General features: G+C 61.3%; 20 protein-coding genes and 4 tRNA genes. 4 read left to right on the top strand and 20 right to left on the bottom strand.

The window, feature by feature from the left end; all coding sequences use genetic code 11:
• Positions 1-107 precede the first annotated feature (107 nt).
• The 6 genes from BBG20_RS14305 to leuC all read right to left on the bottom strand — a co-directional run bounded on the left by BBG20_RS14305 (position 108) and on the right by leuC (position 6,666).
• Entirely contained in the window at positions 108-1,118 is a 1,011-nt protein-coding gene (locus tag BBG20_RS14305) for an aspartate-semialdehyde dehydrogenase (protein ID WP_065904539.1), read from the bottom strand.
• A gap of 250 nt (positions 1,119-1,368) precedes the next feature.
• Positions 1,369-2,481, bottom strand: coding sequence for an aspartate-semialdehyde dehydrogenase (gene asd / locus BBG20_RS14300; RefSeq protein ID WP_005789767.1), 1,113 nt, complete (start codon positions 2,479-2,481; stop codon positions 1,369-1,371).
• 64 nt (positions 2,482-2,545) lie between these two features.
• Positions 2,546-3,628, bottom strand: a complete 1,083-nt coding sequence (gene leuB / locus BBG20_RS14295) for a 3-isopropylmalate dehydrogenase (protein WP_065904535.1) — start codon at positions 3,626-3,628, stop codon at positions 2,546-2,548.
• Between the two features lie 53 nt (positions 3,629-3,681).
• Positions 3,682-4,446, bottom strand: coding sequence for a class I SAM-dependent methyltransferase (locus tag BBG20_RS14290; RefSeq protein WP_065904533.1), 765 nt, complete (start codon positions 4,444-4,446; stop codon positions 3,682-3,684).
• Positions 4,447-4,592: 146 nt separating this feature from the next.
• Positions 4,593-5,237 (bottom strand): 3-isopropylmalate dehydratase small subunit, encoded by a 645-nt coding sequence (leuD, locus tag BBG20_RS14285; RefSeq protein WP_065904531.1) that lies wholly within the window; start codon positions 5,235-5,237, stop codon positions 4,593-4,595.
• Between the two features lie 10 nt (positions 5,238-5,247).
• Positions 5,248-6,666 carry a 3-isopropylmalate dehydratase large subunit gene (leuC, locus tag BBG20_RS14280; RefSeq protein ID WP_065904529.1) on the bottom strand — a complete coding sequence of 473 codons (1,419 nt, stop codon included), beginning with the start codon at positions 6,664-6,666 and terminating at the stop codon, positions 5,248-5,250.
• 147 nt (positions 6,667-6,813) lie between these two features.
• On the opposite strand from leuC, the gene BBG20_RS14275 reads away from it, so the two are divergent.
• Together BBG20_RS14275 and BBG20_RS14270 are read left to right on the top strand one after the other, a co-directional pair.
• Positions 6,814-7,704, top strand: a complete 891-nt coding sequence (locus tag BBG20_RS14275) for a LysR family transcriptional regulator (protein WP_065904527.1) — start codon at positions 6,814-6,816, stop codon at positions 7,702-7,704.
• A gap of 65 nt (positions 7,705-7,769) precedes the next feature.
• Positions 7,770-11,048, top strand: a complete 3,279-nt coding sequence (locus BBG20_RS14270; protein ID WP_065904525.1) for an EAL domain-containing protein — start codon at positions 7,770-7,772, stop codon at positions 11,046-11,048.
• A gap of 3 nt (positions 11,049-11,051) precedes the next feature.
• On the opposite strand, the gene BBG20_RS14265 is transcribed toward BBG20_RS14270, so the two are convergent.
• The 12 genes from BBG20_RS14265 to gltX form a co-directional block, all read right to left on the bottom strand.
• Entirely contained in the window at positions 11,052-12,203 is a 1,152-nt protein-coding gene (locus tag BBG20_RS14265; protein ID WP_141697287.1) for a hypothetical protein, read from the bottom strand.
• Positions 12,204-12,394: 191 nt separating this feature from the next.
• Entirely contained in the window at positions 12,395-12,982 is a 588-nt protein-coding gene (locus tag BBG20_RS33385) for a hypothetical protein (RefSeq protein WP_315420768.1), read from the bottom strand.
• 502 nt (positions 12,983-13,484) lie between these two features.
• Positions 13,485-14,924 (bottom strand): hypothetical protein, encoded by a 1,440-nt coding sequence (locus BBG20_RS32935; RefSeq protein ID WP_158267381.1) that lies wholly within the window; start codon positions 14,922-14,924, stop codon positions 13,485-13,487.
• A gap of 481 nt (positions 14,925-15,405) precedes the next feature.
• Complete coding sequence (locus BBG20_RS14245; RefSeq protein WP_065904516.1) at positions 15,406-16,365, bottom strand: tRNA dihydrouridine synthase; 960 nt, start codon at positions 16,363-16,365, stop codon at positions 15,406-15,408.
• Between the two features lie 55 nt (positions 16,366-16,420).
• Entirely contained in the window at positions 16,421-16,855 is a 435-nt protein-coding gene (locus tag BBG20_RS14240) for an acyl-CoA thioesterase (protein WP_065904515.1), read from the bottom strand.
• Between the two features lie 41 nt (positions 16,856-16,896).
• Complete coding sequence (locus BBG20_RS14235) at positions 16,897-17,730, bottom strand: alpha/beta hydrolase (RefSeq protein ID WP_065904513.1); 834 nt, start codon at positions 17,728-17,730, stop codon at positions 16,897-16,899.
• Between the two features lie 16 nt (positions 17,731-17,746).
• Positions 17,747-18,286 (bottom strand): TetR/AcrR family transcriptional regulator, encoded by a 540-nt coding sequence (locus tag BBG20_RS14230; RefSeq protein ID WP_065904511.1) that lies wholly within the window; start codon positions 18,284-18,286, stop codon positions 17,747-17,749.
• A 182-nt stretch (positions 18,287-18,468) separates the two neighbouring features.
• Positions 18,469-18,544: transfer RNA gene (locus tag BBG20_RS14225), tRNA-Glu, on the bottom strand.
• Positions 18,545-18,623: 79 nt separating this feature from the next.
• A tRNA-Ala gene (locus BBG20_RS14220) sits at positions 18,624-18,699 on the bottom strand.
• 50 nt (positions 18,700-18,749) lie between these two features.
• Positions 18,750-18,825: transfer RNA gene (locus BBG20_RS14215), tRNA-Glu, on the bottom strand.
• Positions 18,826-18,903: 78 nt separating this feature from the next.
• Positions 18,904-18,979: transfer RNA gene (locus tag BBG20_RS14210), tRNA-Ala, on the bottom strand.
• A gap of 147 nt (positions 18,980-19,126) precedes the next feature.
• The gene (gltX, locus tag BBG20_RS14205; RefSeq protein ID WP_065904510.1) at positions 19,127-20,608 is read right to left on the bottom strand and encodes a glutamate--tRNA ligase; all 1,482 of its coding nucleotides are present in this window, start codon (positions 20,606-20,608) and stop codon (positions 19,127-19,129) included.
• A gap of 183 nt (positions 20,609-20,791) precedes the next feature.
• On the opposite strand from gltX, the gene BBG20_RS14200 reads away from it, so the two are divergent.
• Both BBG20_RS14200 and BBG20_RS14195 read left to right on the top strand, forming a co-directional pair.
• On the top strand, positions 20,792-21,838 hold the full coding sequence (locus BBG20_RS14200; RefSeq protein ID WP_065904509.1) for an HlyD family secretion protein: 1,047 nt from the start codon (positions 20,792-20,794) through the stop codon (positions 21,836-21,838).
• The gene (locus BBG20_RS14195; RefSeq protein ID WP_065904508.1) at positions 21,828-23,378 is read left to right on the top strand and encodes an MDR family MFS transporter; all 1,551 of its coding nucleotides are present in this window, start codon (positions 21,828-21,830) and stop codon (positions 23,376-23,378) included. The genes BBG20_RS14200 and BBG20_RS14195 overlap by 11 nt, the downstream gene beginning before the upstream one ends.
• Positions 23,379-23,442: 64 nt before the next feature.
• On the opposite strand, the gene BBG20_RS14190 is transcribed toward BBG20_RS14195, so the two are convergent.
• Both BBG20_RS14190 and BBG20_RS33180 read right to left on the bottom strand, forming a co-directional pair.
• Positions 23,443-24,279 (bottom strand): IS3 family transposase, encoded by an 837-nt coding sequence (locus BBG20_RS14190; RefSeq protein WP_065899479.1) that lies wholly within the window; start codon positions 24,277-24,279, stop codon positions 23,443-23,445.
• Positions 24,276-24,578, bottom strand: a complete 303-nt coding sequence (locus tag BBG20_RS33180) for an IS3 family transposase (protein WP_065899480.1) — start codon at positions 24,576-24,578, stop codon at positions 24,276-24,278. Before BBG20_RS33180 ends, BBG20_RS14190 begins: the two co-directional genes overlap by 4 nt.
• Positions 24,579-24,649 lie beyond the last annotated feature (71 nt).

The raw sequence follows: 24,649 nt of genomic DNA, 5'->3' as shown, positions 1-24,649 counted from the left end.
GCCATAAGGCATGGCGAGCCGATAGGTCACCGACACGCTTCTGTTCCGCTTCGGGCCAAGCATAGCGCCTGGCTAGAATCAATCTACAAATTGCCGCCAAGTATCTTTTACGCAAGGCCTTTTATCAACAACTGCGCCAGCTGTACGGCGTTAAGCGCTGCGCCTTTGCGTACGTTATCTGACGCCAGCCACAAATTTAGTTCCGCCGGGTCATCCACACCGGCGCGCACTCGGCCCACATAGACCACATCCTGGCCCACCGCGTCGCCCACGGCGGTAGGGTAATCCCCCTCCTCGACCAGCTCGATGCCGGGCGCTGCGTCCAGCGCGCGATTGACGACAGCCAGATCCACCGCCGCCCCCAATTGCAACGACACTGTCAGGCTATCGCCAAAAAACACCGGGGCTTGAACGCAAGTGGCGGAAATCTTCAGGGACGGCAAGCCCAGCACCGCGCGCAGTTCGTGGACGAGGCGTTTTTCCAGCGCGGTGTGGCCCTGGGCATCTGGCGTGCCGACTTGCGCCAGCAGGTTGAACGCCATCTGCCGATCAAAGAACTGCGGCTCCAGCGGACGCACGTTCAGCAGCTCGGCGGTTTGCCGGGCCAGCTCGCTGACGGCCTCACGGCCCTGGGCGGAGACTGCCAGGCAGGCGGTGACATTCACCCGCTGGATATCCAGCAGGCCGCGCAATGGCGCCAGGACCACGGCCAGGTTGGTGGCAGAGGGGCTGGGACTGGCGAGCTGGAATGGCTTTTTCAGCCCCTTCAGCACCTCAGCATTGGCCTCCGGCACCACGTGGGGCGCCTGCTCTGCGGGCAAGGCGCCCGACAGGTCGATCACCGAGCATCCGGCGGCCGTGGCCCGCGGCGCAAAGCTCAGGGTCACTGCCGGCCCCGCCGCGAAGAACGCCAATTGCGCCTTGCTGAAATCGAACTCGTCGACTTCCTTGACCCGCACATTCTTGCCGCGAAACGGCACCGATGCCCCGGCGGAGTTGCTGCCCGCCAGCAGATACAGGGTGCCCACCGGAAAATCCAGTTCTTCGAGGATCTGCACCAGGGTTTCACCAACGGTGCCGGTGGCGCCGATCACGGCGATTTCAAAGGTCTGGGTCATGGGGCTGCCTCGGGCATTGCGGGGGGAGCGGCACTTTACCGGGTGGCTGGGGGTGAGGCAATTAGCCTGGGGCTTGTGGTGTGGCTGATGGCCTCATCGCAGGCAAGCCCGCTCCCACATTCGACCGAGTTTCTTCAGTTGAAATGCGATCAAATGTGGGAGCTGGCTTGCCCGCGATGAGGCCCTCCAGGGCAATAAAAAACCCCGCACCTGTCACCAGGTCACGGGGTTTTTCAATGCAAGGAAGCGATCAACGCTCCAGCAAGATCCGCAGCATGCGACGCAGCGGCTCCGCCGCGCCCCACAGCAGCTGGTCGCCCACGGTGAATGCGCCGAGGAACTGGCTGCCCATGTTCAACTTGCGCAGACGGCCCACCGGTACATTCAGGGTGCCGGTGACCTTGGTCGGGCTCAGCTCCTGCATGCTGATGTCGCGGTTGTTCGGTACCAGCTTGACCCACGGGTTGTGCTGGCTGATCAACCCTTCGATATCGGCGATCGGCACGTCTTTGTTCAGCTTGATGGTCAGCGCCTGGCTGTGGCAGCGCATGGCGCCGATGCGCACGCAGATGCCGTCCACCGGGATCGGGTTCTTGAAGCGCCCGAGGATCTTGTTGGTTTCGGCCTGGGCCTTCCACTCTTCACGGCTCTGGCCGTTCGGCAGTTCCTTGTCGATCCACGGGATCAGGCTGCCGGCCAGCGGTACGCCGAAGTTCTCGGTCGGGTAGGCATCGCTGCGCATGGCTTCGGCCACACGGCGGTCGATGTCGAGGATCGCGCTGGCCGGGTCGGCCAGTTGATCGGCGACGGCCGCGTGGGTCGCGCCCATCTGCTTGATCAGCTCACGCATGTTCTGCGCGCCGGCACCGGAGGCCGCCTGATACGTCATCGCGCTCATCCACTCGACCAGGCCGGCTTCGAACAAGCCGCCCAGGCCCATCAGCATCAGGCTGACGGTGCAGTTGCCGCCGACGTAGTTCTTGGTGCCGGCATCCAGCTGCTGGTCGATGACCTTGCGGTTGACCGGGTCGAGGATGATCACCGCGTCGTCCTGCATACGCAGGCTCGAGGCGGCGTCGATCCAGTAGCCCTGCCAGCCGGCTTCACGCAGCTTGGGGAAGACTTCGCTGGTGTAGTCGCCACCCTGGCAGGTCAGAATCACGTCGAGGGTTTTCAGCTCTTCAATGCTGTAGGCGTCCTTGAGCGGGGCAATATCCTTGCCCACGGACGGCCCTTGGCCACCGACATTCGAAGTGGTGAAAAACACCGGCTCAATAAGATCGAAATCCTGCTCTTCCAGCATCCGCTGCATGAGCACGGAACCGACCATACCGCGCCAACCGATCAGACCTACACGTTTCATCGCAACTACACCTTGTTAAAAAGTGGGCCGCCTTGCAGCAACAACTGCAAGCGGGCCCGAGAGATTACAGATTCCGCAGCGCGGCGACTACTGCGTCGCCCATTTCTTGTGTGCCGACCTTGGTGCAACCCTGCGACCAGATGTCGCCGGTACGCAAACCTTGATCCAGAACCAGGCTCACGGCCTTCTCGATTGCATCCGCCGCTTCGCCCAGGTTGAAGCTGTAGCGCAGCATCATCGACACCGACAGGATGGTCGCCAGCGGGTTGGCAATGCCCTGGCCCGCGATGTCCGGCGCCGAACCATGGCAAGGCTCGTACATGCCCTTGTTGTTGGTGTCCAGGGACGCCGACGGCAGCATGCCGATGGAGCCGGTGAGCATCGACGCCTGGTCGGACAGGATGTCGCCGAACAGGTTGTCGGTGACGATCACGTCGAACTGCTTCGGCGCACGCACCAGTTGCATGGCGGCGTTATCGACGTACATGTGGCTCAGCTCGACGTCCGGGTAGTCCTTGGCGACTTCTTCGACGATTTCACGCCACAGCTGGCTGGACGCCAGCACGTTGGCCTTGTCCACCGAGCAGACTTTCTTGCCACGCACGCGGGCCATGTCGAAGCCGACACGGGCGATCCGGCGGATTTCGCTCTCGCTGTACGGCAGGGTGTCGTAGGCCTGGCGCTCACCATTTTCCAACTCGCGCACGCCGCGTGGCGAGCCGAAATAGATACCGCCGGTCAGTTCGCGCACGATCAGGATATCCAGGCCCGCGACCACTTCCGGCTTGAGGCTCGAGGCATCGGCCAGTTGCGGGTAGAGGATCGCCGGGCGCAGGTTGCCGAACAGGCCCAGTTGCGCACGGATTTTCAGCAGGCCGCGCTCAGGACGGATGTCACGCTCGATCTTGTCCCACTTCGGGCCACCCACGGCGCCGAGCAGCACGGCGTCGGCCGCGCGGGCGCGGTCCAGGGTTTCGTCAGCCAGCGGCACGCCATGCTTGTCGATGGCGGCGCCGCCGATCACGTCGTGGCTCAATTCGAAGCCCAGGCTGTACTTGCTGTTGGCGAGTTCCAGGACTTTGACCGCTTCGGCCATGATTTCCGGACCAATACCGTCGCCAGGGAGAATCAGAATCTGCTTGCTCATGCGTTCCTCATTTCATCAAGCGACCTGCCCGTGGGCAGGTCGGAAAAAGTTAATCAGCGCTCGGCGAAGACCACCAGCACGTCGGTGCTGAAGGTGCCGTCGGCTTGAATCTCGTAATAATCGCGCACTTCCTGGCCCATCGCCTGCTGCAGCTCAAGGATCGCGGCGCGCAGCGCCTGCGGCGTACGCATGCGTTCGACCCACGAGGTGTATTCCAGGCGCAGGCGCTGGCGGCGGCTGGTGCGCACATGCAGGCCGGCTTCGCTGAGCTGGCGCAGCCATTCGGCGGCGGAGTAATCACGCACGTGGCTGGTGTCGCGCAGCACCTCGACGGTTTGCAGGTAAGTGTCCAACAGTGGGCTGCCCGGTGACAACACATCGACGAACGCCGCCACGCCACCCGGCTTGAGCACCCGGCGCACTTCCCGCAGGGCCAGGCCGAGGTCGCTCCAGTGATGGGCCGAGTAGCGGCTGAACACAAAGTCAAACTCGCCGTCGGCAAACGGCAGGCGTTCGGCGGCACCGTGGACAGTGCGGATATTGCCCAGGCCACGGTCCTTGGCGGCGCCGGCCACCACGTCGAGCATCTGCTGGGACAGGTCGTAGGCCACGACTTCCTTGACCAGTGGCGCCACCTGGAAACTCACATGCCCGGCGCCGCAGCCCAGGTCCAGCAGTCGTGCACTGCCCTGCCCGGCCAGCTCGGCCTGGAGCAGTGCGAACTCGGTGCCCTGGGCGTGCACGGCACTGCTCAGGTAGGCCGAGGCTTGCTCGCCGAATTGTTTTTGCACGACTTGGGTGTGGGCGGTGTTGGTCATGGTGATGTTCCTGGCTTTTGTGTTGTTCGTACAGGCCCTTTCGCGAGCAAGCCCGCTCCCACATTTGATCGCATTTCAACTCGAGGAACTCGGTCGAATGTGGGAGCGGGCTTGCTCGCGAAGGGGCCAGTGCAGCCTACATAGAATTACGCATCACGAAACAACCAAGGCTGGCTGGCCCGGTGCTTGGCTTCAAACGCCGCAATCGCATCGCCGTCCTGCAAGGTCAGGCCGATGTCGTCCAGGCCGTTGAGCAGGCAGTGCTTGCGGAACGCGTCCACCTCAAAGTGATACACCTTGCCGTCCGGACGGGTCACGGTCTGCGCGGCCAGGTCGACGGTCAGCTGGTAGCCGACATCGGCTTCAACCTGCTTGAACAGCTCGTCCACTTCTGCGTCGCTCAGGATGATCGGCAAAAGGCCGTTCTTGAAGCTGTTGTTGAAGAAGATGTCGGCGTAGCTCGGCGCGATGATGCTGCGAAAGCCATATTCTTCCAGGGCCCACGGCGCGTGTTCACGGCTGGAGCCGCAACCGAAGTTTTCCCGGGCCAGCAACACGCTGGCGCCCTGGTAGCGCTCGGCGTTGAGCACGAAGTCCTTGTTCAACGGGCGCTTGGAGTTGTCCTGGTAGGCATAGCCCACGTCCAGGTAGCGCCACTCGTCGAACAGGTTGGGGCCGAAACCGGTGCGCTTGATCGACTTCAAGAACTGCTTGGGGATGATCTGGTCGGTGTCGACGTTGGCACGGTCCAACGGCGCGACCAATCCTGTGTGTTGGGTAAAAGCTCTCATCGGGTTTTCCTCAGATCAATTCGCGAACGTCGATGAAACGACCGTTGACGGCAGCAGCGGCGGCCATGGCCGGACTGACCAGGTGGGTACGCCCACCGGCGCCCTGACGCCCTTCGAAGTTACGGTTGGAGGTCGACGCGCAATGCTCGCCCGACTCCAGGCGGTCCGGGTTCATCGCCAGGCACATCGAGCAGCCCGGCTCACGCCATTCAAAACCGGCTTCGAGGAAGATCTTGTCCAGGCCTTCGGCTTCGGCTTGCGCCTTGACCAGGCCCGAACCTGGCACCACGATCGCTTGCTTGATGGTCGAGGCCACCTTGCGACCCTTGGCGATCACCGCCGCGGCGCGCAGGTCTTCGATCCGCGAGTTGGTGCAGGAGCCGATAAACACGCGATCCAACTGGATGTCGGTGATCGCCTGGTTGGCTTTGAGGCCCATGTACTTCAAGGCGCGCTCGATGGAGCCGCGCTTGACCAGGTCGGCTTCCTGCGCCGGGTCCGGCACGTTCTGGTCGACGGCCAAGACCATTTCCGGCGAAGTGCCCCAGCTGACCTGCGGCTTGATCTGGGCAGCGTCCAGCTCGACCACGGTGTCGAACACCGCATCGGCGTCGGACACCAGGTCTTTCCAGGCTTCGACGGCGGCATCCCACTCCGCACCTTGCGGGGCGAACGGACGGCCTTTGACGTATTCCACGGTTTTTTCATCCGCCGCCACCATGCCCACGCGGGCACCGGCCTCGATGGACATGTTGCAGATGGTCATGCGGCCTTCGATGGACAGGTCGCGGATCGCGCTACCGGCGAACTCGATGGCATGCCCGTTACCGCCGGCGGTGCCGATCTTGCCGATCACCGCGAGGACGATGTCCTTGGCGGTCACACCGAAGGGCAGCTTGCCTTCAACGCGCACCAGCATGTTCTTCATTTTCTTGGCGACCAGGCACTGGGTGGCGAACACATGTTCCACCTCGGACGTGCCGATGCCGTGGGCCAGGGCGCCAAAGGCACCGTGGGTGGAGGTGTGGGAGTCGCCGCAGACCACGGTCATGCCCGGCAAGGTGGCGCCCTGCTCCGGGCCGATCACGTGCACGATCCCTTGACGCACGTCATTCATCTTGAATTCGGTGATGCCATATTCGTCGCAGTAATCGTCGAGGGTTTGCACCTGCAAACGCGAGACCTGGTCGGCAATCGCTTCGATGCCGCCCTTGCGCTCGGGAGTCGTCGGTACGTTGTGATCCGGGGTGGCGATGATCGAGTCGACGCGCCAAGGCTTGCGCCCGGCCAGGCGCAGGCCTTCGAACGCTTGGGGCGAGGTCACTTCATGGATGATGTGACGGTCGATATAGATCAGCGACGAGCCATCGTCGCGCCGTTTCACTTCATGGGAATCCCAAAGCTTGTCGTAAAGCGTTTTGCCGGCCATCAGTCGGTCCTCATCAGCGGTCTTTCTATGCCCCGGGTCTTGAGACATTCAATAACCCTTTGGCTTGTGAGGCTGATGGTATGGCGCTACATTAAATAACTCAAATTCATATTTTTTATGCTTTGGATTACCAACTGGAATAGCACAATGGACCTGGCCAACCTCAATGCCTTTATTGCCATCGCCGAGACCGGCAGCTTCTCTGGCGCCGGTGAACGCCTGCACCTGACCCAGCCGGCCATCAGCAAGCGCATTGCTGGCCTGGAGCAACAATTGAAGGTGCGTCTGTTCGACCGCCTGGGCCGTGAAGTGGGCCTGACCGAGGCCGGCCGCGCCCTGCTGCCGCGTGCCTATCAGATCCTGAATGTGTTGGACGACACCCGCCGCGCCCTCACCAACCTGACCGGTGAAGTCAGCGGTCGCCTGACCTTGGCCACCAGCCACCATATCGGCCTGCACCGCCTGCCGCCGATCCTGCGCACGTTTACCCGCGAGTACCCGAATGTGGCGCTGGATATCCAGTTTCTCGATTCGGAAGTGGCCTACGAAGAAATCCTCCACGGCCGCGCCGAAGTGGCCGTGATCACCTTGGCGCCCGATCCTCACCACCTCGTCCGCGCCACCCCGGTGTGGGACGACCCGCTGGATTTCGTGGTGGCGCCGGAACACAGCCTGATCAGCAACGGCTCCGTCAGCCTGGCCGATATTGCCGGCCACCCGGCGGTTTTCCCCGGTGGCAACACCTTTACGCACCATATTGTCAGCCGGCTGTTCGAGGCCCAGGGCCTGACGCCGAATATCGCGATGAGCACTAACTACTTGGAAACTATCAAGATGATGGTGTCGATCGGCCTGGCCTGGAGCGTTTTGCCACGCACCATGCTCGACGATCAGGTGGCAAGTATCGCTTTGCCGGGCATACAGCTCAGTCGCCAGCTAGGCTATATCGTGCACACCGAAAGGACGCTGTCGAACGCTGCGCGGGCTTTCATGAGCCTATTGGATGCACAGGTCGATCTGCCAGGGACACCGGCATGAACTTGTGCGCCCTCAAGGTCTGAACCTACCGCGCCGAACGCCCACAGAGCCAAGGCCCCTTGATAATGCGCAACCCCGTCGATTCCTTGCCTCCCCTGCCGCGCATCTACGCCCTTGACCCTCAAGAGGCGGAGCAAAGCTGGGACAGTGCCCCGCAACTGCTGGCCGCCCTGAATGCGGCGCGGCTGGGCGCATGGTGCTGGGAAATCGACACCGGGCGCATCAGTTGGTCGCGGGGCACCCAGGCGCTGTTCGGCTTCGATCCGCGCCAACCGCTGCCCAAGGACCTCGACTACCTGGACCTGCTCGCACCGCAGGACCGCACCCGCGTGGTGCGCGCCTTTCATGCGGTGCTGGCCGGCGAGCCGTTCGAGCAGGCCATGCATCACCACATCCAGTGGCCGGACGGCAGCCATCACTGGCTGGAAATCAACGGCAGCCTGGCCCCCGACAAGGCGGGCCGACGCCGCATGATCGGGGTGATCCGCGAGACCACCCGCCAGCGCGAGCGCGAGCACGCCCTCAGCCACTCCGAAAAGCGCTTCGCCACGCTGTTTCACCTGTGCCCGAACATGGTCCTGCTGACCCGCCAATCCGACGGGCTGATCAGCGAAGCCAACCAGTATTTCGAAATGCACTTCGGCTGGCCGGTGGCCGACGTCATTGGCCGCACCACCCTGGACCTGGGCCTGTGGCGCCACCCCGAACAACGTGCGCAACTGGTCAAGGCCACTCAGCGCAAGGGCGAACCGATCAGCATGGAAGTACAGTTCTGCGCCAGCAACGGGCAGATTCACGATGGCACGCTCAGCGCGCAGAAAGTCGAACTGGAGGGCGAGGCCTACCTGATCAGCACCTTTGTCGACACCACCGATCGCAAAAATGCCGAGCAGGCGCTCAAGGACAGCCAGGAGCGCCTCGACCTGGCGCTGGACTCGGCGCAATTGGGCACCTGGGACTGGCACATTCCCAGCGGCATGCTCTACGGCTCGGCCCGCGCCGCCCAGTTGCATGGCTTGCCGCCCGAGCCGTTCCATGAATCCTTCGAGGCGTTCTTTGAAGGCATGCCCGATGAAGAACGCGACAATATGCGCGACGCCTACCGCACGTTGCGCGAAGGGCCGGCCGGCAACTATCAGTTGACCTACCGCGTGCAGCTGGAGGATGGCAGCTCGCGTTACCTGGAAAGCCGCGCCCGCCTCTACCGCGACGAACTGGGCGCGCCGCAGCGCATGGCCGGCACTCTGCTGGATATCACCGACCAGGTCGAGCGCGAACAACGCCTGACCGCCTCCGAGGAAAAATTTGCCAGCCTGTTCCAGGCCAGCCCCGATCCGATCTGCGTCACCTACCTGGACAGCGGTGCATTCATCGAGATCAACCCGGCCTTTACCCAGACCTTCGGCTGGACCGCCGCCGAGGTCATCGACAAGAGCGCCGAGCAGATCGGCCTGTGGGACGAATCGAGCAAGCGCCTGCAGCGTATCGAACGGGTGATCCGCGAGCAGGGGCTGAACAACGTGGCCATCGTGGTGCACCACAAGAACGGCCAGGCCCTGACCTGCGTGATTTCCAGCCGCCTGATCAAGGTCGGCAACCAGCCGTGCATCGTCACCACGTTGCGTGACATTACCCAGCAGCAACGCTCGGAGGCCGCGCTGAAGGCCAGCGAAGAGAAGTTCGCCAAGGCGTTTCATTCCAGCCCCGATGCGATTTCCATCACCGAGCGCGACACCGGCCGTTATGTCGAGGTCAACGACGGCTTCTGCCGCCTGACCGGCTACCGCGCCGAGGATGCCATCGGCCTGACGCTGTACCAGATCGGCATCTGGGCCGACGAAAACCAGCGCGCGGCATTGCTCGCCGAGCTGCAGATCAAGGGGCGCATCCATCACCTGGAAATGCTCTGGCACAACAAGCGTGGCGAAGTGCTGGCGGTGGAGGTGTCGGTCGAGCCGATCACCCTCAATGAAACCCCGTGCCTGCTGCTGACCGCGCGCGACGTAAGCCTGTTGAAGAACGCCCAGGCACAGATTCGCCACCTGGCCTATCACGACCCACTGACCAACCTGCCCAACCGCGCGCTGCTGATGGACCGCCTGAGCCAGCAGATCGCCCTGCTCAAGCGCCACAACCTGCGCGGTGCCCTGCTGTTCCTCGACCTCGACCACTTCAAGCACATCAACGATTCACTCGGCCACCCGGTGGGCGACACGGTGCTGAAAATCGTCACCGCACGCCTCGAAGCCAGCGTGCGCATGGAGGACACGGTGGCGCGCCTGGGCGGCGATGAATTTGTGGTGCTGCTCAGCGGGCTGGAGGGTACGCGCAGCGAAGTCAGCGGCCAGGTGCAGGAACTGGCCGACACCCTGCGCGAATTGCTTTCGGAACCGATGTTCCTCGATGGCCACCGCTTGCAGGTCACGCCAAGCATTGGCGTGGCACTGATTCCCGATCATGGCTCGACCCCGGCCGACTTGCTCAAGCGCGCCGACATCGCCCTGTACCGCGCCAAGGATTCGGGGCGCAACACCACGCAGATGTTCCACAACAGCATGCAGAAAACCGCCAGCGAGCGGCTGCGCATGGAGACTGACCTGCGCCTGGCACTGTCGCGCGGGGAGTTCAGCGTGCATTACCAGCCGCAGGTGGATGCGCGCGGCAACAAGATCGTCGGTGCCGAAGCACTGGTGCGCTGGCAGCACCCGCAGCTGGGCGCACAGTCCCCCACCGAATTTATCAAGGTGCTGGAAGACAGCGGCCTGATCCTCGAAGTGGGCACCTGGATCCTCGATGAAGCCTGCGCCGCGTTCGAGCAATTGATTGCCGACGGCCTGGTGGACCCGCTGAATTTCAGCCTGTGCGTGAATATCAGCCCCCGACAGTTTCGCCAGAACGACTTTGTCGAACGGGTGGAGCGCAGCCTCAAGCAACATCGACTGCCTTACAGCCTGCTGAAGCTGGAAATCACCGAAGGCATCGTGATCCAGAACCTGGAAGACACCATCAGCAAGATGCGCCGGCTGAAAAAACTCGGCGTGAGCTTTGCGATGGATGACTTCGGCACCGGCTATTCATCGCTGACCTACCTCAAGCGCCTGCCGGTGGATGCGCTGAAAATCGACCAGTCGTTTGTACGCGACGCGACCCACGACCCGAACGACGCCGAAATCATCCGCGCAATCGTGGCCATGGCCCGCAGCTTGAACCTGGAAGTGATTGCCGAAGGCGTGGAAACCTCGGAGCAACTGGCGTTCCTGCAAAAGCTGGGCTGCCATTTGTTCCAGGGTTTCTTACACAGCCGGCCCTTGCCGATCGAGGGGTTCAGGCAGTTGCTGGGTTAGCCCTCACACCAGCTTCAAGGCGGTCAGCGTCTTGCGCTTCCAGTGCGAGGTGCCCAGATCATACTTTTGCCCATACAGGTCCAGCGCCCCGCCCACTACCGCCACGGAGTGCCAGCCGTCCGCAAGCGTGCCGATGGCGCCGTCGGCCAATTCTTCAGCCGTGCTGTTACGGATATAGCCGAACAGTCCCAGCCTTTGCAGCGCCTCGCCGGGGTACTCGCCATCGTTGAGGGTTTCCAGGGCCACCGCAAACCCTTGTTCGGCGCGGAAGTCGTTGTTTTCCATTTGCGCCCGCTTGGCGCTGCAGGCGTACAGGAAGTTCGCGTAGTCCAGCAACACCGGGTTGCTGCCGGCAAAGTTCGAGGCGGCAGTGGCCTGCCTCAGCTCGGCATGGCTCAAGCGCAGCCGGAAGCCATCGCGCATCGTCACTTCACAGCCGCCCGGCGTCCTGACGATGGACGTGTAGATACCTTCCGGGAAACGAGTGATGGCGGCCTTGATTGCCGACACGGTGACGCAATTGCCCTCGACGCCCTGGTAAAAGCCGCTCCAGATGTCGGCATGCCTGATGCCCTCCGCCACTTGAGACTCCACCCCGTCCCTTTGCGGCGGCGTCTCACGGTCATCGAACAACACATACCCGTAACCATTACCGTGTGGGTGACTGGCGCCCCCCACCACGAGCGCGGCGCCAAAGTCATGGGTCTGGCGGACCCAGGGCGACTCCCTGCCGACCATGTCACGAGCGGCAACCCAACGCGACAGCCCATAGACGCCCATCCCTTCCAGGCAACGCTTGCTTGTCTCGCCCTCAAGGCTTTTTGCCAGGGCCGCCTCAAACGTCGGATAGCCACCCAACTGCTGCTTGCGCTTTACAAACGCAGCCAACATGAAGTTGGCGTGCTTCACCACGTCAGGGTCCTGCCCGCTGAACCGCGAAGCCTGCGCGGCCCGCTCAAGCTCGGCCTGGGACACCTGCACCCGGTATTGATCCTTCATGGTGACGGCATAACCATCACCCGCCGGGGTGACTTCGCTGAAAACATCGGAGGCACGCGGGCCGAGGGTCATCATCATCATATTGATAACGGCCACGTGAGTACTGCAGTCAAAGCGCTCGCCGAATCGACGCTCGGCGCCTTGAAGTGCATTCACGAGGTCACCCCGTTTCGCACCGGCCTGCACATTGAAACCACTCGCAACAGGCTCAGGCAACCGATTTGGCACCACCGAGCCACGACCATCAATTGAAGCGTTCATGGAATTGTTCACTCAAGACAGGGCAGGAAAAAAGTGCAGCCAGAGATCCCGGCTGCATCCTTTAACAGGAAACGAATAGCCGTGGATCAGATCAGTGCGACGGCGTCCCCCCGCGTCGGCGCCGAGCCCTGTCGCCCATATAGTTCTTCGCGTCCATTGATCACGGCCACCGAATGGCGGGCTCGGTTGCACATGCCCAATTGGCCCTTGGCCAGATCGCGCACGCTGACCCGCTTCATATGGTGCCTCAGCCCCAAGCGCAGGAAGCCTTCACCGGGGCCGTTGTCATCTTCGCCATCGTTCAGACTCTTTACAGCCGCTCTAAAGCTGCGCGCTGCCGTGCCGTCGTTGTTCTCCATTTGCGCCCGCTTGGCACTGACCGCGAAAAGAAACTGCGCGTCCTTGAGCATGCCTTTATCCGTGCCCTTAAATAGCGAGCCTGCCGCGCCTATTTGCAACTCCTGGTCGGTCAGCCTGACCACAACATCATCACGCATCGTTACTCGATAACCGTCGTTCGTCTTTAACACCTCCTTATAGATATCCGTAGGGCTTTGGCCAAACCGATACATCGCAGCCTTGATGGCGGATACCGTGACACAGTTGCCATCCGGGCCTTGGCGGAAGCCACTCCAGATATTGTCCGGCTTGGTGCCGTTGCGTTTATCGGACAAGTTCGGGATCTGGGTCGGTACAGTGGGCATCGGTTGCGGTGCGGGTGTCGGCGCTGGCAAGGGGGCCGGTATTGGCGCTGGCATGGGTGCCGGCACTAACGGGGGAGTGACTTCTGGTCTCGGCGTAATAGCGGGAGTGCTCTTGTCCGGTCTAGCCGATATCAAGTCGATCAACCGCGTGATCAATGAATTGAACAATGTAATCAGGCCGGCAATCGGGGCTAAGTTATCTCCTATCGCGACATTGTTCTGCGGCACGCTCACGGGCGTCGATACAGGGCCTGGGCCAAAGCCTGACTGTTTCGGTTCACCAGGCCCCGTGGTTTCATTAGTTGCGTCCGGTAACTCCCTGTTCAACGCCTGGCGTACGTCCACTACGCGAGCAATATTATTAATTGAGCAGCATGACATGACTGTCTCTCCACTTTTTTAGCGACTCTCCGAACGCCTGGTCCGGAGAGCGCTGTTTTTTATCGAAGAAGTCGAAACACGACGCCAGGCATCAAGTCCTTACCCGTCGACGGTTGATAAAGCTCCAGCCCTGCAGATCGGTTTGGTTTTCAGCGGGGCCCGGGCTGGTCACATCAGGCACAGGCGTTGGCACGACAGGGTTGACCGGCGGCTGCGGTGCAACGTCGGGCTTGGGCTGTGGCGTGAGCGGTGGCTGCGGTGCAACGTCTGGCTTGGGCTGTGGATTGAGCGGCGGCTGCGGTGCAGCGTCTGGCTTGGGCTGTGGATTGAGCGGCGGCTGCGGTGCAGCGTCTGGCTTGGGCTGTGGATTGAGCGGCGGCTGCAGTGCAGCGTCTGGCTTGGGTTGGGGCGTCAGCGGTGGCTGCGGCGCAGCGTCTGGCTTGGGTTGGGGCGTCAGCGGTGGCTGTGGCGCAGCGTCTGGCTTGGGTTGGGGCGTGAGCGGTGGCTGTGGCGCAGCGTCTGGCTTGGGTTGGGGCGTCAGCGGTGGCTGTGGCGCAGCGTCTGGCTTGGGTTGGGGCGTGAGCGGCGGCCGCACGCCTTTGTCATGCTCGGAGCGGGTGTCAGGGCAGTGACAATGGTTGACATTGACCTCCACTTTCACCTGCGCATTGGCATTGTTGGTAACTTTGACATCGGGTTGGGGAAACGGAGGTAGAACGCCCGGAATGGCTTTAGGCGTAATCACACTCAGCCCGCCATTATCTATTTTGACCTTTGGCTGCTCTGCAGCATCTGGCGAGACCTTGGGTAACGGGTTCGCCCCAGGCTTCACTTTCAGCGGGTCTGCCGCGTCGGGAGCCACCTTCGGCAACGGGTTCGCCTCTGCCTTCACTTTGGGCTGCTCTGCCGCGTCGGGCGCCACCTTCGGCTGCGGGTTCGCCTCTGCCTTCACTTTTGGCTGCTCTGCCGCGTCGGGCGCCACCTTCGGCAACGGGTTCGCCTCTGGTTTCACTTTGGGCTGGTCAGCCGCGTCGGGCGCCACCTTCGGCTGCGGGGTCGCCTCTGGTTTCACTTTTGGCTGGTCTGCTGCATTCGGCGCAACTTTCGGCAACGGGTTCGCCTCTGGCTTCACTTTTGGCTGGTCTGCTGCATTCGGCGCAACTTTCGGCAACGCGCTTGAATCCGTACTCGTTTTGTCGTGAGGCGCGGCATCCGGCTTGACCTTGGCTTTGGCCGCCGTATCGGAAGCAGCCTTGAGGTCGGGAGTTACATCTTTCCCCGACAGCATTTCGCGCATGGCTTTGAAGACTTGTTCAAGCATGTCAAATAACTTTGAAAGCGCGCGGGCGTTAATCATCATTTCGCCCTGCGGCCCTCGGCTAATATCTTGCTGGGTAGCAGGCGGGATAACTTTTGAATCAGTCGCCGGTGTAGAGAGTGTTGCAGCGCTTTTTGGGAGTGTGGGCGTTTGTGGGTCTTGGGGAGTTGTATCGAACTTTACATAGGGCGAATTATTAATCGAGAAAGACATATCAAATTCCTTAGTCAGCGCAGCCAGGCGGTGAACACCTGGGACAGCGATAGGATTTATAGAAGCTGAATACAACCGCGTTGCATCTCAGTCCCCTAATTCGTGGAAACTGACGCTATCGAGTTCCAGAAATCGCGCCTCACATAAGGAAAGAAAAGCAAACTTTCAGACTTTGCCTCATCGCCACCTGGAGCCAGCCGTGATTTATCGTGCCCGCACCTTCTCGCGACAGACATATGCACTTATAAACCGAGAGACCTGTCACTCAGCGACATAATTAACCGTACTTTCAAACGAATGCCTGTGATAGTTCACGCGCACAGGCATACCCCCACAGCACGGGTTGGTTTATCAACTCGAACAACGACAGTGACTGTCAGAATATTTCAGCGGTAACGTTTAAACGTATTAAAACGCAAAAATGCTCCTTATCTTTCGATAAGGAGCATTCGTTTGAAATGCAGGCAGACAATTTCCGGGGTCAGGCGGCAACCGCAGGACTCATCCCCAATAAACGGCTGACCTGGTCAAGTTCAGTTTCGCGGCGCAGGGCGGTAAACAGTTCCACCGCTTCCGGGTAATTGCGCGTCAACATCGCCAGCCACTGTTTCAGTCGCCCCGGTGCCTGCCGCTCGGTCAGTTGCGCTACCGATTGGGTCCAGAAGTCCTGAAGCAGGGGCTGCAGTTGCGCCCAGGTCATTTCTACCACTTCCTCACCTGCGCGTGCCGCAGCGATCTGGCGTGCCAGGTCAGGACGCGCAACCAGGCCGCGACCGAGCATGATGTCTTCGACGCCGCTGATTTCCCGGCAACGCCGCCAGTCTTCGACACTCCAGATATCACCGTTGGCGAACACCGGCACCTTGACCACGTCCTGCACGCGCGGGATCCACTCCCAGTGCGCAGGCGGCTTGTAACCATCAGTCTTGGTCCGCGCATGCACCACAATGTGCGCCGCGCCGCCCTCGGCCAGGGCGGTTGCGCAGACCAGTGCGCCGTCCGGGCTGTCGAAACCCAGGCGCATCTTGGCAGTGACCGGAATATGCGCGGGAACAGCGCGGCGTACGTGTTCGACGATCTGGTTGAGCAACTCAGGCTCCTTGAGCAGCACCGCCCCGCCACGCGACTTGTTGACGGTCTTGGCCGGGCAGCCGAAGTTCAGGTCGATGACCTGCGAGCCCAACTCGCAGGCGAGCGCGGCGTTTTCCGCCAGGCACACCGGGTCCGAGCCGAGCAACTGCACGCGCAGAGGCACGCCGGCAGCGGTGTGGGCACCGTGCAGCAGTTCCGGAGCGAGCTTGTGAAAATACGCCGGGGTGAGCAAGCGGTCGTTGACGCGGATGAACTCGGTCACGCACCAGTCGATACCGCCGACTCGGGTCAGCACGTCCCGCAGGATGTTGTCGACCAACCCCTCCATGGGCGCCAAAGCAATTTGCATGGAAAACACTCAACAAAAATCGTGGCGCAGTTTACTGGGTTTCCCACGGCAACCGTTAACCCCCTGTCAGGGCGGGGCCATAACCGTCGAGAAACTCGGGCGGCATGCGCTTGGGCTTGCCGGTGGACAGTTCGATGCACACAAAGGTGGTCTGCGCCCGCAACAGCGTGGCGCCATCGCGTGGGCGCAGCAGCTGGAAGCGGCGGGTCATTTTCAGGCGCTGGTCCCAGTCGACGATCCAGGTCGCCAGTTGCAGCTCGTCGCCCTCGTAGCCGGCGGCCAGGTAATCGATTTCATGCCGCACCACGGCCATGGCGCGATCCAGGCGGCGGTATTCGGTGAGATCCAGCCCCAGGCGCTGTGAGTGGCGCCAGGCGCAGCGCTCCAGCCAGGACACGTACACCGCGTTATTGGCGTGCCCGAGGCCGTCGATGTCTTCAGGGGCGACCTGCAGATCGATGATAAACGGCGTTGCCAAATCCCAGCCCATGCCTTGCTCCCAGTCGATTAATGTCGGCGGGGAGCAGTGTATCAGGCGGTTTGCCGCTCCTGTAGACGACGGCCGGCCAACAGCGCCAGCACCCCGTCGATCACGCGGGGATCGGCCAGTACTTTCTGGTGACCGCCCTGCTCCAGGCGCAGCAGGCGGCTGTCGAACCAGGCTTCATGGATGGCTTGCGATGCCTTGACCGGCACGAAGGTATCGTCTTCGGCGTGCACGATCAGGCCGGGGATATTCATCTGGTAGTGGGCCACATCCAGATGCTTGAGCGGCATGCCGAAGGTCAGCTCCACTTCCTGGATAAACGCCGAACGCGCCCGCGCCGGCAACCCGACCATCTGGGTGAAGCCGCGCAGCACATCCAGAAAGCGCGACGGCGCGGCAATGCTCACCAACGCCTCGGTACGCAGCCCCAACTGCACCGCCAGCATCGCACTGGCGCCGCCCATTGAATGGCCGATCACCGCGTGCAACGGTGGCAGTTCCGCCGCTGCCTCCAGCATGGCACGCGCAAAGAGCAGCACATGCGCTTCTCGCCCCGGGGAACGCCCGTGGGCGGGACCGTCCAGGGCAATCACGGAGTAGCCGTTGTCTACCAACGCGGTGATCAAGCTGGCGAACTGTGTGGGGCGCCCTTCCCAACCGTGCATCAACAGCACCGCCGGGCCCTGGCCCCAACGCAAGGCCGACAAGCCGAAACGCAAAGTGATGCGCTCCGATTGCGCCAGCAGCGGCAGCTCCCAGTCACGCGGCGGCAGGTCGCGCGGAGTCATGAAGGCGCGACGCATCTTGTTGGCCACCGTGTGCGGTGCCAGGTGCCCCAGCGTGCCATTGATGCGACGAATCCAGGTCAATGTGCCCATCCTGCAAGCCCTCTCCTTAACGCACCGCCGACTTGGCCGCGCGTAACACTCGATCCGACAACTCACCCGGCCCCAGCGCGCGCGCCAAGGCCAGGCCACCGATCATCAGCGCCATGTCCGCCAGGGCTTTATCGGTGTCTTCGGGGCTGGCAGCGAGTTGAGCGGCCATCAGCTCCACGTGTTCATTCAGCGCATCGCGAAAAGCGTCGGGCAAACGAGCCATCTCGCCCACGGTGGCCGGGATCGGACACGCCTGGGCAGTTGAGTCACGGTGCTTGCGTGACAGGTAAAACGCCGCCACCAGCCCCCTGCGCTCTTCGCCGGTCAGCTGTGCATCCATATCGTCGATCGACGCACGACGCCGGGCCAGCAACTGAGTGAAGGCCTCCAGCATCAGCGCGTCCTTGCTTTCAAAGTGCGCGTAGAAACCACCGACGGTCAGCCCCGCCGCGCCCATGACTTCACCCACGCTCGGCTCGGCCGGGCCACGCTGGATCAACGCGGCGCTGGCGGCTTGCAGAATACGTTCGCGGGTTTGCGCTTTTTTATCGTTCATCGTTGCCTCCGTCTTTCATGGGTTGGATATTATTACCATAATAATATTTCGCAAGCGACAGGCATGACCGCTGGTCAGAACACAGGAAGGGGAATGAGAAGAGGATTGGCCAAACGCCAGACAAACAAAAGGGCCATTCAATAATTGAATGACCCTTAAAAATCCCGCAGAGCGGGTAATCGTGGCGTCCCCTAGGGGACTCGAACCCCTGTTACCGCCGTGAAAGGGCGGTGTCCTAGGCCACTAGACGAAGGGGACACAAACCTTCGATACAACTGATCAGTGCTGAGTACTGATCGATTCAAGGACGGTGTGGCCAGACCTTGAACCTGTAAATTGGTGGAGCTAAACGGGATCGAACCGTTGACCTCTTGCATGCCATGCAAGCGCTCTCCCAGCTGAGCTATAGCCCCGGATTTTTCGTCTCGCGACGCAGCAGGCCTTGCGAACTGCTTGTTGAAACTGGCGTCCCCTAGGGGACTCGAACCCCTGTTACCGCCGTGAAAGGGCGGTGTCCTAGGCCACTAGACGAAGGGGACAAAACCTTCTGTACAACAGATCAGGGCTGAGACCTGATCGATTCAAGGACGGTGTGGCCAGACCTTGAACCTGTAAATTGGTGGAGCTAAACGGGATCGAACCGTTGACCTCTTGCATGCCATGCAAGCGCTCTCCCAGCTGAGCTATAGCCCCTCATCGGTGAGGACGGGGCGAATCTTAATGGCGGTTTGAAAGGCTGTCAAATTTATTTTCAACAATTTTCAAAATTTTTTGCCGGGATAACAATCACTTACCGTTAAAACCCCGGAAAACCGGGATTTTAACGTTACTGCTCGTTGCTTAAGCGATAGCGCCCAGCAGCTTTTCCCATTCCTTGTTTTCTTTCTTCGACACACCACCAAGCAAATCAAGGGCTTGGCGCAGACGGAAACGCGTCAGGTCCGGGCCGAGAATTTCCATCGCATCGAGCACCGACACCGAGCTGGCCTGCCCGGTGATCGCGGCAAACATCAGCGGCATCGCATCGCGCAATTTCAGCTCGAGGGACTCGACCACCGCCTGGATTGTCGCGGTAATTGCATCCTTCTCCCACTGGCGCAGGCTTTCCAGCTTCCACAGGATCAACTGCATCAGCTGGCGAACCTGGTCGCCCGAAAGCTTCTTGGATTCAAACAGCTTGGGATCCGGGTTCACGCCGCCGGCAAAGAAGAAACTGGCCAGGGGCGCGACCTGGCTGAACGTCTCCACCCTGCCCTGCACCAGCGGCGCGATCTTCATCATGTACTCAGGGTTCAACGCCCACTGCTGCACACGGCTGGCGAACTCTTCCACCGGCAAGTCACGCAGCCATTGGCCATTGAGCCAGGACAGCTTCTCGATATCGAAGATCGGCCCGCCCAGCGACACGCGGGACAGGTCAAAGTTGTCGACCATTTCCTGCAGCGAGAACTTCTCGCGCTCGTCCGGCATCGACCAGCCCATGCGGCCCAGGTAGTTGAGCATCGCTTCCGGCATGAAGCCCATGCGCTCGTAGAAGGTCACCGAGGTCGGGTTCTTGCGCTTGGACAGCTTGCTCTTGTCCGGGTTACGCAGCAGCGGCATGTAGCACAACTGCGGCTGCTCCCAGCCGAAGTACTCGTAGAGCAGGATCAATTTGGGCGCCGACGGCAACCACTCTTCGCCACGCAGCACGTGGGTGATGCCCATCAGGTGGTCGTCGACCACGTTGGCGAGGAAGTACGTCGGCAGGCCGTCGGTCTTCATCAGCACCTGCATGTCCATGCGGTCCCACGGGATCTCGACGTCACCGCGCAGCATGTCCGGCACCACGCACACGCCTTCGCTCGGCACTTTCATGCGGATCACATGCGGCTCGCCAGCGGCCAGGCGGCGGGCCACTTCTTCCTTCGAGAGCAGCAGTGCGCGGCCGTCGTAGCGCGGGGTTTCGCCACGGGCCTGTTGCTCGGCACGCATCTGGTCGAGTTCTTCGGCGGTGCAGAAGCACGGGAACGCGTGGCCCATGTCGACCAGTTGCTGGGTGTATTGCTTGTAGATGTCGCTGCGCTCGCTCTGGCGATACGGGCCGTGCGGGCCGCCAACGTCCGGGCCTTCTGCCCAGGTGATGCCCAACCAGCGCAAGGCATCGAAAATCTGCTGTTCCGACTCGAGGGTCGAACGCAGTTGGTCGGTGTCTTCGATCCGCAGGATGAATTCACCGCCGTGCTGCTTGGCAAAGCAGTAGTTGAACAAGGCGATGTAGGCAGTGCCGACGTGGGGATCCCCAGTAGGCGATGGCGCGATGCGCGTGCGGACGGTGGTCATGGCAGGTCTCGAATGGGCGATATAACTGAAATTGAAACAAGGGGCGAATGGTAACAGCCCCAGGCACCCCGGCTCCAGCACAAGGGCATAGTGGCCAAGCTTCGGTCTGAAGGTGTGCCATGGCTATTTGCCAGATGCGCGGCTGGCTATATTCCATTACCTCTTGTTACAGACATCCTGCCCATGCCTGCCCCACTCAAACGCCGCCTGTTTATCTTTGTGTTTATCGTGACCCTGATTGCCCTGGGTTTCTTCGCCCAGTGGTTCTTCAGGGGCCGCTTCTATGAAAGCACCGACAACGCCTACGTGCAGGGCGAAATCACCCGTGTGTCGAGCCAACTGGGCGCGCGGATTGTCGAGGTGCTGGTCGGCGACAACGAGCACGTGCAAAAAGGCCAGTTGCTGGTGAAGCTCGAAGGCGATGACTTCCACCTGGCCGTTGACCGCGCCAACGCCGCCCTGGCCATGCGTGAAGCCGAGCGCGTCCAGGCGCAGAGCAAGCTCACCCAGCAAGCCAGCCTGATTGCCGCCGGCGCGGCCAAGGTCGCGTCCAGCCAGGCCAGCCTGGGGCGCTCGCAGATTGACTTGTCGCGCGCGCAAACCCTGCGCGGGCCCGGCTACGTCTCGGAAGAACGCGTGACCACCCTCTCCGCCGACAACCACATCGCCCGCTCCCAGGTGAGCATGGCCGAGGCCGATCTGCAGGGCCAGCGCCAGCAGGTGAATGCCCTGAACGCCGAGATCAAGCGCCTCGACGCCATGATCGTCAACGCGAAGACCGACCTTGCCCAGGCCGAACTCAACCTGACCCGCAGCGAAATCCACGCGCCGATCAGCGGCCTGGTCGGCCAGCGCGCCGCACGCAATGGCCAATACGTGCAGGCCGGCGCCTACCTGCTATCAATCGTCCCCGACCAGGACATCTGGATCCAGGCCAACTTCAAGGAAACCCAGATCGGTCATATGCAACCGGGGCAACACGCCGAGCTGACCTTCGATGCCTATGGCGACACCCCCATCGCGGCGCGGGTCGACAGCCTGTTCGCCGCCTCCGGGGCCCAGTTCAGCCTGTTGCCGCCGGACAATGCCACCGGCAACTTCACCAAAGTCGTCCAACGCATTCCGGTAAAGCTGACGTTTGCGCCGGATAACCCGCTGCAGGGCAAGATTCGCCCTGGCATGTCTGTCACCGTCAAAGTGAACATCAAAGACCAGCCCGATGGCCGGTGATCAACTGCTGCGCCCGGTCGGCGAACCGACCCGGCGCGACTGGATCGCGGTCATGAGCGTGATGCTCGGCGCCTTCATGGCCGTGCTCGACATCCAGATCACCAACTCGTCGCTCAAGGATATCCAGGGTGCGCTGTCAGCCACGCTGGAGGAAGGCTCGTGGATTTCCACCTCCTACCTCGTCGCCGAAATCATCATGATCCCCCTCACCGCCTGGCTGGTGCAGCTGCTCTCGGCACGGCGCCTGGCCGTGTGGGTGTCGGTGGGTTTCCTGATCGCCTCATTGATGTGCTCCATGGCCTGGAGCCTGGAAAGCATGATCGTGTTCCGCGCCTTGCAGGGCTTCACGGGCGGTGCGCTGATCCCGCTGGCGTTCACCCTCACCTTGATCAAGCTGCCCGAGCACCACCGCGCCAAAGGCATGGCGATGTTCGCGATGACGGCCACTTTCGCCCCGTCCATCGGTCCGACCATCGGCGGCTGGCTCACCGAAAACTGGGGCTGGGAGTACATTTTCTACATCAACGTGCCACCGGGCCTGGTGATGATCGCCGGGCTGCTCTATGGCCTGGAGAAAAAGCCGTCGAATTGGGATTTGCTGAAAAGCACCGACTACCTCGGCATCGTCACCCTGGCCATTGGCCTGGGCTGTTTGCAGGTATTTCTGGAAGAGGGTCATCGCAAGGACTGGCTTGAATCGAGCCTGATCGTCAGCCTTGGCAGCGTCGCGCTGCTCAGCCTGATCACCTTTGTCATCGTGCAACTGTCCAAGCCCAACCCACTGATCAACCTGGGCATCCTGGCCAACCGTAATTTCGGCCTGTCGAGCATTTCCAGCCTGGGCATGGGTGTGGGGCTGTATGGCTCGATCTACCTGCTGCCGCTGTACCTGGCGCAGATCCAGAACTACAACGCGCTGCAGATCGGCGAAGTGATCATGTGGATGGGCGTGCCCCAGTTGTTCCTGATTCCGCTGGTGCCCAAGCTGATGAAGTACGTCTCGCCCAAGTGGCTGTGCACGCTAGGCTTTGGCCTGTTCGGCCTGGCGAGTTTTTCCTCGGGGGTGCTCAACCCGGACTTCGCCGGCAGCCAGTTCAACCAGATCCAGATCATCCGCGCCCTCGGGCAGCCGCTGATCATGGTGACCATCTCGCTGATCGCCACCGCCTACATCCTGCCCCAGGACGCGGGTTCGGCGTCGAGCCTGTTCAACATCCTGCGCAACCTCGGCGGCGCTATCGGCATTGCGCTGCTGGCAACCTTGCTGGATGCGCGCACCAAGACCTACTTCGATTATCTACGCGAGGCGATCGTGCCGACCAATCCGCAGGTGGAGGAGCGGATGGCGACGCTGACCGAGAAGTTCGGCAACGAGACGGCGGCATTGGGCAAGTTGAGTGAGATTGCGCACCAGCAGGCGCAGATCATGGCCTATAACGATGCGTTTCATTTTGTCGGGCTGGCGCTGGGGATCAGCATGCTGGCGATATTGTTGACCAAGGCGTTGCCGGCGGGGCTCAAGGCGGGGGAAGCGCATTAGACCGAGTCGCCGCCATCGCAGGCAAGCTGAACTGGTCAAGTAATCTTGGACACCGATTAAGGTTTCACGCCACCAGCTTCTCCCTGGCGACTGGTGACCGATAGTCGTTGTAGCTATGCGGCCTGGTGATGTTGTAGCGCGATACATAGCGCTGCACATCCGCTCGGGCCTCATGTTCCGACCCGTAGCCTGCTTCTGGCACCCACTCTGATTTCAAACTTCCAAAGAAACGCTCCATCGGAGCGTTATCCCAGCATTCGCCTTTACGGCTCATGCTTTGTCGGAGTCCATGTTCCAGCAGTTCATTTCTGAATTTATGGCTGGTGTACTGGCAACCTTGGTCGGAGTGAAACAGTACGTCTTTTGGGCGACCGCGCAGTTCAATCGCCATGCGCAGGGCTTCGCAGGTCAGCGTGGCATCAGAGATCATCGAAAACGACCAGCCCACAATCCGGCGAGCGAACAAGTCCAGAACCGCCGCAAAATACAGCCAACGCTTGCCGACTTTGATGTACGTCACGTCCCCACACCACACCTGATTGACCGTCGCAACATCAAACTTGCGTTTGAGCACATGCGGTGCCACCAAAGCCTCCACGCCAGGTGACTTGTACTTATGGCGCCGGCGTTGACGGCTGACAATGCCTGCTTCTCGCATCAAGCTGCGAGCCATGAACCGCCCGACATCATGCCCGCCGGCTTGCAGCTGTTTAGCCAAGGTACGAGCGCCCGCAGACTCTCTCGACGCCCTGTGGTGCTTGACCAGCATAGCCTTGAGTTTCTCTCGCTTAGGGCTCACCTTGCCTTGGCGCTGACGCCATGCGTAAAAGCTACTGCGGTTTATTCCGAACACACGACAGCAATCGTTAACGCCGTACTGCTCGCCCAGCTCACAGATCAACGAGAGTGATCTTTGGCGTCCAAAAGCAGGAGAGCACTGGCCTTTTTTAGGATTTCGATATCCCGGTCTCTTTGCCTGAGCAAGGCTTTAAGTTCCTGGATCTCTCGCTGATCCGCGGTAATCGCCTTGGCTCCCACCGGAGTCGAGCCCAAGCGTTCCTTGCGAACTTGATCGACCCAGCGGCGCAAGGCCGTAGGGCCAATATCCAAGCTGGCACAGACCTCGGGAACCGACTGCCCCTCGTCCAGCACCATGCTGGCAGCCTTGAGTTTGAACTCACATGAATAAGATTTACGCATATCCAAACACCTCAGATTTGGACGCCATCATAGCGCCCGATTGAGGTGTCCAAAATCATTAGGCCAGTTCA

Origin of the sequence: Pseudomonas aylmerensis (assembly GCF_001702265.1) — a bacterium.
Lineage (GTDB): Bacteria > Pseudomonadota > Gammaproteobacteria > Pseudomonadales > Pseudomonadaceae > Aquipseudomonas > Aquipseudomonas aylmerensis.
The sequence above is the reverse complement of the archived record's forward strand: the minus strand, read 5'-3'. Positions and strand labels throughout refer to the sequence as shown.